The 15,524-nt window shown below is 55.1% G+C and carries 9 protein-coding genes; all 9 read right to left on the reverse strand.

Annotated features, from left to right (window positions below; translation table 11 throughout):
* Positions 1-17: 17 nt before the first annotated feature.
* Complete coding sequence (avs1b, locus tag ACQ4W7_RS22135; RefSeq protein ID WP_436533253.1) at positions 18-5,843, reverse strand: AVAST type 1 anti-phage system protease Avs1b; 5,826 nt, start codon at positions 5,841-5,843, stop codon at positions 18-20.
* The gene (gene avs1a, locus ACQ4W7_RS22140) at positions 5,836-7,014 is read right to left on the reverse strand and encodes an AVAST type 1 anti-phage system MBL fold metallo-hydrolase Avs1a (RefSeq protein ID WP_436533255.1); all 1,179 of its coding nucleotides are present in this window, start codon (positions 7,012-7,014) and stop codon (positions 5,836-5,838) included. The genes avs1b and avs1a overlap by 8 nt, the downstream gene beginning before the upstream one ends.
* 854 nt (positions 7,015-7,868) lie before the next feature.
* Complete coding sequence (locus ACQ4W7_RS22145; protein WP_436533257.1) at positions 7,869-8,897, reverse strand: serine/threonine-protein kinase; 1,029 nt, start codon at positions 8,895-8,897, stop codon at positions 7,869-7,871.
* Complete coding sequence (locus ACQ4W7_RS22150) at positions 8,890-9,348, reverse strand: hypothetical protein (RefSeq protein WP_436533259.1); 459 nt, start codon at positions 9,346-9,348, stop codon at positions 8,890-8,892. Before ACQ4W7_RS22150 ends, ACQ4W7_RS22145 begins: the two co-directional genes overlap by 8 nt.
* Positions 9,349-9,452: 104 nt before the next feature.
* Positions 9,453-10,721 (reverse strand): hypothetical protein, encoded by a 1,269-nt coding sequence (locus tag ACQ4W7_RS22155; protein WP_436533261.1) that lies wholly within the window; start codon positions 10,719-10,721, stop codon positions 9,453-9,455.
* 323 nt (positions 10,722-11,044) lie between these two features.
* Positions 11,045-11,590, reverse strand: coding sequence for an RNA 2'-phosphotransferase (locus ACQ4W7_RS22160; protein ID WP_436533263.1), 546 nt, complete (start codon positions 11,588-11,590; stop codon positions 11,045-11,047).
* Between the two features lie 129 nt (positions 11,591-11,719).
* The gene (locus ACQ4W7_RS22165; protein WP_436533265.1) at positions 11,720-12,370 is read right to left on the reverse strand and encodes an HAD domain-containing protein; all 651 of its coding nucleotides are present in this window, start codon (positions 12,368-12,370) and stop codon (positions 11,720-11,722) included.
* Between the two features lie 110 nt (positions 12,371-12,480).
* A complete protein-coding gene (locus ACQ4W7_RS22170; protein WP_436533267.1) occupies positions 12,481-13,008 on the reverse strand; it encodes an HAD domain-containing protein in 528 nt (175 codons plus the stop codon).
* A 95-nt stretch (positions 13,009-13,103) separates the two neighbouring features.
* Positions 13,104-14,252, reverse strand: coding sequence for a hypothetical protein (locus ACQ4W7_RS22175; protein WP_436533269.1), 1,149 nt, complete (start codon positions 14,250-14,252; stop codon positions 13,104-13,106).
* Between the last annotated feature and the right edge of the window lie 1,272 nt (positions 14,253-15,524).

The raw sequence follows: 15,524 nt of genomic DNA on the forward strand, positions 1-15,524 counted from the left end.
TATCATGTAGGTGTTCTCTAAAAATTGTGAAGTATTGCTCGGGGTTCACCATTGACCCGCAGAATCCATCGCATTTGCCAGCCTTCGGGCAGTGCAAGTGCCTCCCGCTCAATCGCGAGTAAAGTACTCTCATGTCGGCGACTTGAAGCTGAACCGGTAAGCGTACTCCCATCCCTCCAATGATACCGCACGGTGTTCGACGCCTGGGCCCCCACGAGCTGAAGAAATCGCGGCGTTGGAATAGCCGGACTTAGGGAACCGAAGTAGGCAATGGTTGGCAGAACTCTGCCACAGACAGCGATGGGCTCATCGGGTCCTGGATGGGGTAGCGCGGTAGCCTTGAAGGTAGGTGGAGTGGGGCGTACTGGTTGTGGCTGCCCAGGAGGCGCGAGGTGCGATGTGAGTTCTACGCGAACGGTACGTTGTTCAATTTCAAGGAGGCATTGAAAATCCAGGAAGACCAAGCCTTCATATGACGGGAGGTAGTTTCGTTCTTTGCCGCTTTCAATGCACGCCACGAGGCTTGTCAGCAGGTTCCTTCCGTTCTCGGGTTCCAGAAGACTCTCTGGGTTGTAGGCCCTGAGCGCGGCTTCGGCCCTTCTGAGTTTGCTGCCAGGCATGGGCTGAAATAGCGCGGTGTTGAGCGCATGGCGAACGGTTGATGCCCAACGGCCGGTTGGAAGATTCGGGTCTTCTCGCCCACCCTTTGCGACAAGCGATTCCAACGAGCAGGCCATCTCAACTGTCAGCGGCAAACAGGAGTCGGCCATCTGAGCGGCGAACGCTTGAAGGCAGTCGTCTGTAAAAACATTTAGTTGGGATAAATCTCGCCAAAGGTTGCGCAGCGACGGCGGTACAAAACTTGGCGGCTCTTTGTCAGCAGCAGGAGTGGAGATGGGACAGTCCTCTGGGAAGCGTTCTTGTAGCGTCTTGAAGGCAATCACTGCCGAATCGACACCACGCTTGCTCGCGCGCTCAGCGATTCGCATGAACGTCGCAAACCGGCCTACATGCCGACACCGCTCGAGAACTTGAGCACTCTCAAGGTGCGGCTCAATGGATTGCCATAACTGCACCGGGTCTTCACGGGAGAGAATGTCCAGCGTTGCAGAAGCGATATCTGCCCTGTTACGCCTGTCCATCGAGACAGCAAGACGGGCGAGCTTTGATAGCGAATCTCCGTTCGTACGGGCAACCCACAAGACCATAGCCGCGCCGCCGTCACGGCGTTCCCAAGCCGGATGGTCTAGTGTCCAAAGCAAGAGTTCAAGTAGGGCCTCAGACGCATCACTAGCCGCAGAATTACCGATGTATGCGAACGGCGCCGGTGAGGCGTCACCAACTATTTGCCTGACGTGGTCAATGGCTACCGCTAGCAGTTCCGCCTGCTTGGCCGCAGAAACCTTTTTTCCAACCAGAGATATAAGGTGAGATGCAATCGCCCAGCGTTGCGTATGGCGCTCCTCGAGAGCCAGTGGGCCATACAGCCTGGCGAGTTCATCGGCGTCCTCGACTTGGGCGTTGATGAGCCGGTCGGCGTCGCTGCCGGAATGATTGTCTGACCAAACCGGCCATCCTGCCGCTTGCAGCGTCTGTAGTGCCTCGATGCACTTTTGAGTTGCCGCCGAGAAGTTACGTCGGCTCAGCTGTTGGCGCGCGCTCTCAATTTTATTCTGGGCGTCACTTACTGCTGACCTTTTGCCAAACGTCCCAGGGAGGAAGAAGCGGTCATCCTCGGCATCCTCCTCGGTCATGCCATCGGTCGGCTTCTTGTTGTCAGCGCCAAGTCTTTGCGTCTTGTCGCCGTCATCTTGCTCATAGCGGAGACCGAAACTCGATGTCAACTGTTTAATTTGGTTCTCATCGAGTTTGGACCTCACCTCACCCAAGAGACGAGCGAAGTCAGGGCGAAGGTCGGGCGGCAAGCTTGAGACGAGGGTCCTTAACAGCAACCAAGCTCGTTCAGTGTTCAGCGAGTTGGCAATTGAATGGACCCGAGCCTTTACCTGCACCAGGTCGCCAGGATTATTGACCAGCTCTGAGATGATGGCTGCGTACTCCCGTCCCCAGTCGGTCAGGTGTCGTTCGTCGCCATGTTGGTACACTTCGAGTAGTGCCCAACGCAACTGCCAGTTCGCCTGTTCACGAGTGTGGTGTAGTAGCGAGAGTAGAGCGCCCTGCTCCTCGAGCGCTGCTCCCGGAAACCGCATACCAACAAGGGTTGAAACCCGGTCGAGGTTCCCACTCGTCGCCTGCGCGAACAACTCATCGAGGGTGCCACAACTCTGATGTTGGAAGTATCTAACCGCATCCAAGAAAAGCGAGCGACGGCAGAGTTGTCCTATGAAATTGCCCTTGTCGGCACGGATAAATCGTTGAAACGTCATCTCGCCCGTGGCACGTTCCAATAGGCCCGCGATTTGGGCAAGCGATGAAGCTTGAACGGGCGACGTTGCGGGTAGCGTCTCCAATGTGCCGGTCATCATGGACAACTGGTCTTCTTTGTACCAGCTTGGCCCCATCGAGAACGATAGCACTGATTTATAGGTTCTAAGCGCTTCCTCTGGCGCTTTCAGCCTGGCCAACAATGGGACAATCTGCAGAAGCTCTGGGACGAGCTCAAACCTGTTCTCCACGTTCGCCGCGACGTAGTCCCGCCAGAGCAATACTAGCGAGAAGACCTGATTTGCGTTCGGTCCTTCGGAGTCGTGTTCGATGAAGAGACGCAGCACTTCCTGGAGCGCCTTCCGAAATCCTTCGTTGTACAGACCAAGCTGTACGCCGAATCCGCTCTCCATTGCGTCGAGCAAGACCACTGCTTTCGTCGGGAAACAGTCAAGCACCAGCTTGGTGAGACGTCGGTACAGCTGAGGAACCAGGGTTTCGGGAATGAGGTAACTTGACTCCCAGTGGATACGCGATTCAAGCTTGAACGCGAAACAAGGCAGAAGTGCATCGGCCAAGAATGACCATACGGCTTGCAAACCAGCTGGGTCTTTTGCCGCATTGGCCCTCCTGCCCTTTCCGTCGCACCATGCTACGGCTCGTGCGATGACCTCAAGCGACGCTGCCCAATCACCGGTAGTCGGAATTTGCACGGAAGGCGCGGTATATCCGTTCTCAAGGAACCAGGATGCTCGAAGGCTTAGCATCGCACGTTCGAAGAGGTCTCCGTCAGGCTCGGCTCGATTCTTCTCGTAGAAGTGCAGTGTTCCGTCGCCTATATCTACACCTAGGGAGTACGTCTCGACGAGGCCTGGAGCCGCGCCCGCTTCAATCAGGGCATCTATGAATACGAACCGTCGGTCCTCCTGGAGCAGCGGCGCTCCGATAGCTCGTTCAACGTCCGAGAGTACGAGGTCAACCATTGTGCGCTTGAGCGGGATTCCATACTGCTCTGAATGCATTACGGCGTGTCCAAGGGTCTGCAGAAAGATAAGCAGTTGGTGGCGTAAATCTACGTCGGCCGGCAAATCGAAATCTAGGAAAGGTCGGTATGTGCCTTTAAGACAAAGCATCGCTCCCATCATCTCGCCGTTCAGCGCGCGAAGTACATCGTCGCCCTCGTCAGGCGAGAAATTACCATCCTCGCGGCGCAAGAAGCCTTCAACGATAGTTCGAACAAATCTGCTAAACGGTGGACTGCCACCTGCGGCATGCTCAAGCGAGTAAGCGTGCAGTCGAGAGTTAACTGTCCCGAGGAATTCTTGGATACTGCTACCATCCGAGAAAATCTTCTCAAAAACTGTATTTAGCTCACGTTGGACGAGGCCCAACACTTCTATAGCATGCTCAGGGCTGCCCTGCTGCGTCAAGGCATTTGCCACGGCGAAAGCTTCATCCGCCGAGACGACGAGGCGACCGTTGCGGACGACGTGCCGAAGGGCGCTATCAGTTTTTCCGAGTGAGATGAGCGCCAGAGCCACGAGCTCGGCTGACTGCACGAAGAGTGTGTTGTACCGAAAGGTGAGCCGCTGGGAGAGAAGAAGCAGGCGAATGATGTCGGTTGCTGTCCCTACACTGGCAGTCGCAGCAAGGGTCTCTTCAATATCCGCGAGCAGGACCTCTGGCTCTGCGCCGAGTAACACAGAGTCGTCAACCCACGCCTGCTGACAGCCTTGGATGGCCCGCAAAAGAGACTCTCGGCCGCCCCTCAGCCCGTGGTAGACCTTGTTTAGAGTTCCATAGTCGCCGCTTTCTCTTACGCCGCAGAAGCCTTCGAGACGCGCGTGCACCCATTCGCTGATGGTTGCCGTCTTGTGAACGATGAACTCTGAGAATGACGGATGATAAATCGCAGTGTTCTCGGGATTGGCAAGCAAATGCCGAACGCGCACGAGCGTGGAAGGGAACACTCCCGATTCGGCAGAGGTCAGTATGCCTGTCAAATTATTGGCCGGGATGCCCCAACGCAGACGCGCAATAATGCCAAGTAAATTAATGACTTCTGCGTTGGGCAGTAACTTGACCCAGATGGTCTCGTAATAGTCCTGAATGGAGCCGCTGAACACAGGTAGCTCAGCAATGTCACCCTGGGTGGCTCCGCTGTTAACTAAATCAGCCAGGTACATAAGGTAGAGCGGGTGTCCCAACGCTCGGTCGCAAAGGGCTCCCACGATTTCCGTAGTGGCCTTGTCCTTGTCAAGAAACTCGACACAAATCCCGTATTGAGTGTCGCGGTCCAGGTTGGGGAGGGTCAAGCGCTCCGCACCTTGGAGAATTGTCCCTAGGCTGCTGGCAATCGAATCTATCCCGACGCCGGTGATGACCACCACCAGGCCGTCAGGCACCTTTTGCGGCAGCAGATTAACGAATCGTTTTAGGGTCTCTTCGCTTGCAGCTGCTGCCTCATTTATGCCGTCGATAAAGAGCACGCCCACCTTTCCCGCCTTCACACTGCGCTTCGCCAAAGATTGGAATACCTCGTCGGTTTTCCCAATGAGCTCGCTGTACGAAAGCTCCATCAGTCTGGCTGGCTTACCCGTTGCCCTAATGGAGAGCAGTGAGTTTGCCCAATCGAAGAAAACCTCTGGTTGGGCCTGGTGCGCTGGAGTTGAGCCACGGGCGCGCTCAGTAAAATGGTACACGCCGAGCCTATCCAGCTCTGGTAACTCGGGCTTGAACTGTTGGCAATACATAGACTTGCCGACACCGTGCGAGCCATCGATAAAGACATATCCACCGCGCTTGTTGACGATGATAGATTCGAAGAGTGCATCAAAGGCTGGCCGCGTTCCGATTGGTCCCAGGTCTTCGTTGTCAGTTAGCTCCTCGGGTAACACGCCATTCGCCTGCAAGAATGGCTTCAGCTTCGAGAAGCTCAAGGCTCCGATGGCACTGTCTATGTTGAGTCGCAGCAGACCTTTGCAGGCGGCACCGACCATGAACGCGGAGCCGGAGAGCCCGTGGTAGTCCGAAAGATGCATTCCTGGCTCTACAGACAGGTCCAGGTCTACTCCATGCACCCGCTCGGGCAACACTTGCTGAATCACACCTCCGACGACGTGGCCCAGCTGAAGTTTTGCTGCCGGGTAGCCGAATGCGAACCACTTCTCGCCGGGACGTAGGCCATCGGTGTCAATGGGTATGGGTTCGACACTGAGCGGGGTAGATAGTTGCAGCAGGCAAATATCGAGGTCTTTGTCATGTGGCCCAACGGCTACCGTATGCTCAAATGCGGAAGAGCCAATTCCAAACCGAACAATGACGGGTTCGCCAGCATGTATTGCGGTTTCGACGCAGTGGTATGCCGTGAGGATGAGGTCCGCCGTGATAAGCCACCCGGTTCCCGAGTCCTTGCCAACCACTTGGCACGTGGCCTGCTTGATTTCCTCTTCAGTCATAGTTGCTCTCCCCCAGTTGAATCCAGTCGTTCTCAGCTACATGGACGCTGAAGGCTGCGCCGGTCTTCGATGTATGTGATTTAAGCTGCCTCGACGCAGCAGTTTCGTAATTGAAAAAAAGGTGCCTCTTGAATGGCGCTGGTCGGTCCACGATTTCGGCTAGTACCTCAAAGTCTGGATGGCCATGGCGGGTCCCATCGGATGAGATAAGGAAGCAGGGCGAGTCTGCAACCGATAGAAGGTCCACGCTTGTGTTGTGGAAGCTCCCATGGTGTGAGACCTTAATGGCGTCGAAGATGATGGGCTTGGTCGGCGCGTGAAGCGACCGCAGCTTTGCTACGACGTCTTCAGCCCAAGCATCTCCAAGGAAGAGAACTTGCTTGTTTTTCGTGGAGATGATGCACGTGATGGAGCTGCCGTTAGAGGCGGAGGTGTCTGGCGTGTAGACTTCTGCGAGTCGTCGACTTGCGTTGGTTGCTATGGGCGTGGCCTGAGGAAAGGAAGGGGGCGGCACGCTGGCGCACCACATCTCATAGGCATCGTCAGTGAGGTCGCTGGGCTGAGATGAACCCTTGTAATCAAGTTTTCGGAGCTCTTTCAGCCACAGGTTGCGCAGTTCTTCGAGACGGGCGGTCGTGGGCCCGATAACGCAGATAGTCACATCATTTGGCAAAGAAAGTACGTCACCTTCACTGATGCAGGTCGAGCCGTTCCCCGAGTTCCAGGTGTAGCCATGCTCTCGAAGGAGCTTGGCGAGTGAACTACCTTGTCGAGCGCTTATGGGGTTGGGCGAAGATGTCGGGGCCCTCTGAAAGCCACGGCGCCGAATGGCTTCGAGAACCATGCGGTCATGAAAGCCGTCAGGCTCTGCGGCCGGGGCAGGCAACGACCGTAGGCTGTTGTGCCAGACGGCGTCGACCTCAATGCCTCGTTTGGCGGGAGTGCCGTTGTGCGAGAAGAACTCCAGAAGGCCGCCGATGTGGTCGGCGTCGATGTGCGTGCAGACGACAAGGGCAAGCCGACCTCCACCCTTTGCAAGCTGCGCCAAGTCCGTAGCAATGAAGTTTTGGTAAGTACTCGCGAAGCCAGCATCAATGAGGAGGTATGTACCGCCGGCGTCAACAAGGAAGGCATCGCCGTTCTTGGCGGTGTACATTTTCAGTCTAAACATGTAAGTGGGTAAGCCGGTTGGTGTTTCTACGTCAAATGTACTTATTCAGTGTGCACGGCCAGATGTGCTAGCTCCCAAAGCTTCTCGCTTTCGCATAGCACGCCGTTTTACGCGCTCTGGCTTGCGGTGCGTTCCTGGGTGCGCCCGAACCTTCAGAATATTTGGTCAGAATTGCTGTCACCCCCTAGTATACTTGTTCAGGTTACCACGACGGTGCTCCGCAATGGTCATCACTGCGGCTCGTCGCATTTGCTCCATGAAATCATCACCGTCGTAGATAGACTGCTCTGTTGCGATAGAGAGGACAGGTCTCCTGGCGCGCGGCCCGTAGTATCTCGTCGACTTTTCCGTCGGCCGCTGCCGTTGCTGCGACCTCATCATGAATCGCAGTGTGCAAGGTTCTCTCTCTACGGTACGGTTCGTTCGACATCGTCATGTTTTCGGGTTTGTGACATCAGTGCGCTTTAGTCAGGGCCAAAGCTTCGCCGAAAGCTTGATTCCCTTCGGTCCGCAGTGCCTCCGTCGTCGCTCCGATATGCCGTTGGGGAGCCACTGCCGAGCAACGACGCCAATGACTCTAGGATGCAAACGGCCCCACAAGAAGCGGGGCCGTTTAGGAATTTCGACAACATAAGAGTCTAGGGTTTGACCGGTCCGTTAGCAGGATGCGGCCAATTCCAGTTGGTGTAACCGTTGGACGTGCCAAAGTTGAAGCACTGAACAGCATCCTCAACGCTGCGGGCAGCACTAGGGGCCACCGGCTTCTGCTTCGGGGCAGCTGCTAGCGTCTCGCGAGTGCGGTATTCGCCGCGGGAATTTTTGATTGCGTCCATTTAATTGCTTTTTATGAAGTCTCAAATTGACTTGGAAGTGGCGTTTTTCACACAATTAGCCCTAATATTATTGTACACGCCATTTTTGTTTTGTTTTTCTGCAATCGAATCACCCTTGGGGTCAACAGTCAGTATGCATTCCAGGCCGTCAGACACCTTGAGCCAGGTTCTGGTTCCATCAGGCTGAACGTCATATCTCCAGTCTAGTTCGGGGCCGTCGATTTCCGAAAGAGCGTTGGTAATCTCAAGCACTGAGCCGTACCGGTCGTCCTCGGCCGGCGCCAGGCACTTTACGACGATAGTCCGTAGACGTTGCGGAATCTGTTCTGGAAACCTTTTTCGGTCGGGGAAAGTACCGTTTGTAACGGCTGCGACGAACAAGTCACCCCGAGGCACGCCGCCTGGGAAGAACGCGTCCCATTGCTCATGGAAAGCCTTTTCTCCGACACACATTCGATAGAGTGTAGCACCCACTTGGTAGATGTCATGAGCGACGGTGAAATCGGCCTTGCGTGCGAGTCGCTCCGGCGGCGTAATTTTCTGGTACGAGATGTCTTGTCTTGCGACGCCCTCTGGCGTCATTTGTTGCGCCAGACCGAAGTCAGATACCAACGCCTCGCCACGTTTTGACAGAAGTATGTTATCCGGCTTGATATCAAAGTGAATCAGCCCTTTGGTGTGGATGTTGTGCAGTCCGCTCAGGAACTGAACCGAAAGGCGCACAATTTCTCGAACCGTGAGGAAGCGATTGTTCAATAGAGCCTTGAGGGAGCCTTTCTCGAAATACGGCATTGCGATATAGATGTAGTCTTTGTCCTCGCAAGCGTAGTGGACAGGCACGACGTTGGCGTGTTCACTTTGGTAAAGGATGCTCGCCTCCTGGAAGTACAACGCTTGGTCAGGCATTGTTAACTTGGCGATTCGCTTGATGACCAATTCGGCGTTGAGTTGGTGGTCTTTTGCAAGAAACACCGTAGAGTTCTTCCCCTCCGCGCCAATCTCTCGGATGGTCTCGAATGCAAGTTCTGCTCTGTTGTATGGCTTAAGCATTCAACGCTCCAATTGCAGTCAATATCGCCTCTTTCTCTTCTGGTCCGTGGGTCGCCCAGTTGGCCACCGCTTTGAACTCCATCTCGTTGCTTATGTACTTTTTGAAATCGGTTCGTGGGATGCCGAGACGGGAGGAGATTGCCGCGATTTGCCCGCAGTAGTAGTCGGATACCGTGCTACTTGCGAACGCCTCTTGAATTACTCCTTCCAACTGAATTCGCTCGTGCGATGGCCGCTGCGCGTTGCTCTCTGTAATACGGATGCCCGCCTTCTCGACGTCGTATTCACGAATAACGTCGAGGATTGTGTTGCGGATGTACTTCAGAGCTTCCGGAGCCGTGAGCGCCTTCGGCACTCCGATAGCGTCGACGGAGACGATTTCGCGTGTCGCCCCGTCATAGATTACGTACGTTACCGCGCGCGGCGACACACGAATACCAATTGCATTCATTTATTTCCAATCAAAATTTTGTCACGTTGTCACGTGCCAATACACATGCGGGCCACGACGGGAAATTATCTACTACCTCAAGTACCAGACACGATGAAAATTTTTTAACGCTTTTTTGCCGACCGCTCTGGTTTGAGGTAGAGATTGAACATGAAAACATGTACGGTAACCTCGCGCACCGGGTCTTCCGCGGATTTGAATACGTAGCGCCACTCGCCGATGCGGCCGGTCTCCTTCGCTCGAAGGAAATTAGGGTGTGTCGGTAAAGCGCGCGCTACCGTGCCCTGAATTTCCGAGAAACCTGCAACATCTTTATTGAAAATTACCAGAGCTGACTTGCAATCCCGCCAAGTAACATAATCGAGTAGCTGGTTCAGGGCCTCCAGGAGAATCTTCTCTCCGCCCCAAAGCTTGCACTCGCCGACGAACGCTGCTCTGGACTCTTCCTCGATACGGATATCGGTTTTTCCGTACTTCCGGAATGTTTCGCCAGTCGCTCGCCCCTCAAACAGTGCATTTAGATGGGAGAGCACATTGTCTCGAAGTCCCTCTTCGCCCAAGGACTTGTACGTCTGCGGCGCGCCCTCAAACGATGCGCCGGCATGGCGGATGATGCTGAGAACGTCCTCGAACATTTCGGTATTAATGGCCGGTTCCGGTTTGAAACCAGTTGCGGCAGGCCGCGGCAGCGGGCGCGCAATCCTTCGAGCTACCTCGATTGGGCGAAATTCAGGCATCCCCGATTTCTTCACCATCGGTATATTGAAAACCGATGCGAGAACGTTAAGTTTTTCCAACTCGGCTCTGCGCCGGTCGATAGCTCCACGAACTAGCGTTGGAAGCTCGTTGTGGTATGCCGAGAGCATGCCACCTTGCGCTTGGATTATTTGCCGAATTCGAGTTATCTCAGAGTCGAACGCTTGCTTATACCGCGCCGCATCAGTGTTGCTCGTGTTCGCGAGCTGAATGATAAGCGAGGAGCTTCGTGGGTCAATGGTGCCGACGGATACAACGCTGAAAAACATATTTGCTTTCAGGTGCCACAGTCTCACATCACCCGTGTACGGGATGTAGAACGTGAGCTCATGACCTGCTGCAAATGTTCGCCCAGAGTCCCTGGTCGCGTAGTCGAAACGACCCGTAACGTCAACGCGCGCCTCCTGCTGGTCCATTGTCGTGTGTTCTTCGAGGAGCTGCAATGGCTCGATGTGGTGCTGAGCAGTTAGGTGTTCGACCAGGGTATCAATCGATGTCGACAGGAATTGGTCGCGAGGGAGCAGCGATACCGCCTCGGTAGCTGCGGCCCGAGCGTCGTCAAGCGTGGAACTGAGGTCGCCGTCATGGAAAAGATAATTGCGGTTGGTTTGTCGCATATTGGTCTCAAGGTGTTGTTCGATTGCCGGGCGACATTGTTTTCAGCCTTATAACGGATTGATTTTATATTGCTTTATTGAATAAGCCCATACCGGCAACGCTCTTCGACGCCAGTTACTTTTTTAATATGATGCTTTCCCGCCAGATTAGCGGAGGCATCGCACGTGCCGTGCGAGCTTTGCAAGCTATTCCACCGCTGGGTCCAGCCCGCCACCTACGTCCGTCGTTCGCGGCCCTATTGCGTCACGAGACGAAAGCCACTCGCCCGTCGGTGTGTAAGAGCATCACGGCGCGACGGAGGCTTTGAGAGTCGCCCGTGAATTCATTTATCTGGAAACCTAAGGTACTTAGGAGGGACGTTCGGAATCAACCACACGCCGTTCTCAGCACATCTGAATTGATAGCCATCGTGGAGCAATGGGTATGTCTCGACAGTGAGTACAACAGCGGTACCCCGTCGCGCACCCACCTCCGCTGCGGTTTGTTTCGTCGCAGACAGATGTACGTCTCGCCGCGTTCCTGGCAGCAGACCTTGCCGGCGAATCGATGCGATAAACTTTTGCACAGTACCGTGAAATAGCACCGGAGGCGGGGTTTTCACCGGAAGCTTCAGGTCAACATCGACAGAGTGCCCTTGTGCCGCGCGGATACGCGTCCGGTCCTCACTCAACGAAAATCGCTGCTTATCGTTTTCGACCACTATTTGCATCAGCTCGTCATGAGTGAGCGCGACGCCGGCACCCGCTGATTTCAAGAGCAACTCAGCAACGTCAACCCATCCCCGTTTATCAATTTCTAGGCCAATAGCGTCTGGGCGGTGCCGCAGCCAGCGGGATAGCAACTTGCTCTTCTGTTCCAACGTTGTCATTTTATTTCTCGCTTTCAATTCATAAACGCGTCCTGCATTTTTCGGAATTCACTTGGAGCTGCGGCTGTTGCCGCCCGGCGAACAGCTCGAACTGCTGTGGCAGGAGAACAAGGCCGCGCTACCGGACGGCTAGATAACCTTGTCACGCCTCACTCGCGCCTGTCGGAGTATCTCCTCGACTCTGGCATCTTCTTCAAGTGCGCGGAGGACCTCCGCCTCTGTGAAATTGGGCAGAGCAAAAAGATGGGCTACCGTCGAAGTTGACCTCGCGACGTTTGTTACCGCATCAAGGGGAACTCCGGCGCACAGGGCCTCGAGCATTATCGCCAGCGTTGCGGTGACACCAGGTTCAACGAGCGCCAGGTATGGGTTGGTTGGCGCAACCAATTGGTGCCGGCGGTCTTCTGGCCATCCGCGCTGGTCGTCATCTAATGCTATCCAGCGATTGAGTCCCCGTTCCTCCGCATCGAAAGATATGGTGCCAAATCGAGTTGGCGCTGGAAATGTAGCGGCACCAATGACGCGCTCTTGAAGTGCGGGCGATAACCGCTTTAACGCGTTCTCATACCCGAATGCACGTACCCAGGATGTCGCTAGCACAATCCGCAAATCAGGGTGTGGGTACAAAAGGAGCTCGAGCAGCGAAACGTACCGAAAAAGAGGTTCATCGGTTGGCTTGCCACGCACATACACCCTCGGGTGCAGAGGTTCTTCAGGCGTAACGCGGACATCTGCTGGATGTAAAATGCCGTCAAAATCGAGATAGAGTACAGGGTTCATGACTGCCAAAGATATGGGCATTGATGACACAGTAAGGACGCGCTGGCGTCCGGGGTGCTCGCAGATATAGGGAGGATTTGCAGTCAAAAGCTAGCCTAAACCTCTATCGGTTACGACGTCCGTTGTGCTAGGAGAATTGCTCTGGCGCGGTCCAATTGAACTCCTACGAACCCAACCCATTCATCGCAGAGCACGGTGTGCTGCTCCAGGACCGAGCCGACCAGAGTGCGGCCACTCGAAAAATCGTCGAGGATGACGTACGCGAAAGGTCTCGGGGAGCCGTTTGCCCTCAACCAAGCCACGATATCTGTAACACGAAATGAGCCCACTTCGGTTGCGCTCCGCCAGCGTGAATGTAAAGAAGCAGCAACGAAACCTAGGCCCCCGCGAATGAGTACGTCCTGAATTTCGTCGCGTGACATATAGGTCGACCACGATGAACTGATTACGTAACGAGGTTCGAACTCGTGGTGCAGCCGCGCTAGGTTAGCCCTCAGTTCTCGATGAAATACGTTTTCCCAAAGCTCTGTGGCCAGATGCGGTTTGCCGGACCTGAGCGCTGCCAGGACCACTGCTGACGTGTAGTCAGGGTGGATAGCAATGACATCGTCGAAATCGAGAAATACCAGCGGCTTCACAGCTCTCCTTTGATTCGGTTTTTACTGTGCGTCGGCGCCAGAGCCGCTTCTAAATATCGCTCCGCCGGGATGGCAGCCGCATCGTGCCTGACCTGTTACTTCATTCGAGTGCTATTGTTCGTTGCGACCCGCGCCTTGAGTTCAGCAATGCGCTGCGCTGCCGCGCTGCAATCAGCCGCGAACATTTTGCCTTGAGCATCAACCTGGTAGAAGGGATAGCGGCTAGTGAAATACAGCGATGCATTGCTACGGCACGCAGTATCCATAGTGAAGTCCATAACCAGGTAGCGACTCACGTACTCGTTAAGGCGAGGGGCGACGCTAGTGCCTGCAGGCCCCGCTACTTTTTGCGCATCAGGCGTTTTCGCGTCCCGTAGCGACTTCAGGGTCGCTGTCGCGCCGGGGCTAAATGTGCTGTTCGCCCATGTCCCGACACTGATGGGCATGCCCGTACCATCTACATTGGCCAACGCGTAGCTACTCTGAGCTGCGGCGCCGACAGCCTTGACCACCGCCAGGGCAGGCAAGTCCAGCATCACGCCGAGGTACTCCAGCCCATTCAACAGTTCTTGGCCTTGCAATGATTGGGCACCGTAATATGTCGTGTCGCTCTTGACCGCCCCTTTCAACACATTCAGGTATACCGACTTGTCCTGCAGGAAAACGACGTTTGCAACATCTAGTTCGAGCAGGCGCTGCATACCCTCGACGAATGCGTTGGCCAATGTCGCGCCGCCCCGTGCGCTCGATGTCATCGCGTTAGCCGCGATATCGGTTAGCGGGCTAATTTTGAAGTTGTTGTACTCAGTTGTCACGAACGGCGTTATCAGCTCCAGCGAACCACCGGGTTGAATAGTGTTGTCTGCAGCGCGGGCTACTGTTCCGCCGACTGCCACGAGGCGTACCGGACCCAGCGGTGCGGCAGTTGCTGTGATAACGAACTGGCCGTTGACATCCGCAGTGGCCGGGGCACCTAACGCCGCACCAGAGCTGCCATCAGCCTGCACGCTATACGCGGTCACGGAAGCGCCTACATACGCGGTGCCTAGAATAGTCTGGGTAGCCACGCCCGGTGCAGCGGTGCCGGTCAAAATATTGGTTATGGTCGTAGGCGTCGCCGTTACTGGCGGCGCCACCGTTGCCGGTGGCGTGGACGGGCCCGCATTGCTATTGGAACCTCCACCGCCGCATCCGCCAATAATAAGCATAGCGGCTGTTACTGAAATTTTTTGTAGAGTTTTCATTCTTTCCCTAAGTGTGGACGAGCGAAGCCCCTTGCGGGCAGGTATAAAGGTTGTATCTGGATTCACAGGTGAAAGCCTGATTCAAATGGGGTGACTGCTGTGCACACAGGGCTAGCACCCCTCTGGTTTCCAGTCCCATCTGCCACTGCTGGGGTCGTGACAATACGGCGCTTGAAACCTCTGCGTGCAGCCGTTTTCAAACGTACGAACGCAGTCGCCGTTATTGCACTGGTAGGTAGACCGAACTGTTCGCCCTGGTGGCGGACCGCACTGCGGTTTCGGCTCCCGTTTTGCCTCATTGCGCTGGCTATATCCAGCCTCGTCCCACCAACTAATGATGTCCGTGGTCTGACAATTCCCCATTTTTTGTTGCTCGCATTGGCGAAATGCCCGGTCCACGGCATCTTGTTGCGTATCGAGGCCTGTGCTGAGATTACAGCCCGCCGCGCCGCATACTATCGCTCCGCCCCCGAACCCTTTTTGCCTATGCATTACGGCGCACGCTGCCGCCTTTTTAGTGAGGCCGCGTTGTTTTGCTGCGGCTCTACATCCTTTTACGGCGGCCAGGTCCGCTTCTGTTTGAGTTTGGTAACCCCACGCCGCGTAAAGCGTACCGTGTGGTGTCCCGTCAACCTGCGCAATGGCGGTGTAAGCATGACTGACCGGCGGCAAGAGGGTGGCAACTAATAGCAGCAGATGCCGCCAGGCTCGCATAACGAACGTGTAATTAGAGTGAGCTTCGTCATGCAGTGTCATAGCTTTAACCTCAGTTTAGGTGTCCGCCTTCGGAATTCCTTTACAGCCAGTAGCACACGTTCAAGCACCTGTTCGCGCGTTACGGCGCCACCGTGTCGCGCTGTAGTCGCTAGAATTTTTAACGGCGTCTGGTTGTCCAAGTCTGGGTGTCCGGTCGTAAAAAAGCGAAATTTACGAATTCCATCAATGCCAAGCAACGCTTCTGAGACAGTGGTAAGAGAAGCCCAGTCATAGTGCGATTCAGCGAAAAAAGCAGGGTAATAGTCCTCGCCAAAGACACCCTCAACCCAGTGCGGCATCGTGAAGATTTTTCGTTCACGTACCAACTTGAGTAAGTGAGCTTCAGCGGTGCCGGTCCGAAGGCAAAGCTCAGTTGCGGTGATTAAGGTTCCATCGTCGATTGAGGTACCCTGACTTTTTCGGACACTCTTGTTTGGCAAACTTCACCAACTGGAGAACATATGAAACGCTCAACAACATACACGCCAGAGCTTCGAGAAGAAGCAGTAAAGCTGG

The sequence above is a fragment of the Janthinobacterium algoris genome (genome assembly GCF_051380935.1).
GTDB lineage: Bacteria > Pseudomonadota > Gammaproteobacteria > Burkholderiales > Burkholderiaceae_D > Janthinobacterium.

Bases quoted from the DNA above. Each gene is read 5' to 3' on its own strand.
- avs1b (WP_436533253.1), bottom strand. From the start codon at position 5,843: ATGACTGAAGAGGAAATCAAGCAGGCCACGTGCCAAGTGGTTGGCAAG.
- avs1a (WP_436533255.1), bottom strand. From the start codon at position 7,014: ATGTTTAGACTGAAAATGTACACCGCCAAGAACGGCGATGCCTTCCTT.
- ACQ4W7_RS22145 (WP_436533257.1), bottom strand. From the start codon at position 8,897: ATGCTTAAGCCATACAACAGAGCAGAACTTGCATTCGAGACCATCCGA.
- ACQ4W7_RS22150 (WP_436533259.1), bottom strand. From the start codon at position 9,348: ATGAATGCAATTGGTATTCGTGTGTCGCCGCGCGCGGTAACGTACGTA.
- ACQ4W7_RS22155 (WP_436533261.1), bottom strand. From the start codon at position 10,721: ATGCGACAAACCAACCGCAATTATCTTTTCCATGACGGCGACCTCAGT.
- ACQ4W7_RS22160 (WP_436533263.1), bottom strand. From the start codon at position 11,590: ATGACAACGTTGGAACAGAAGAGCAAGTTGCTATCCCGCTGGCTGCGG.
- ACQ4W7_RS22165 (WP_436533265.1), bottom strand. From the start codon at position 12,370: ATGAACCCTGTACTCTATCTCGATTTTGACGGCATTTTACATCCAGCA.
- ACQ4W7_RS22175 (WP_436533269.1), bottom strand. From the start codon at position 14,252: ATGAAAACTCTACAAAAAATTTCAGTAACAGCCGCTATGCTTATTATT.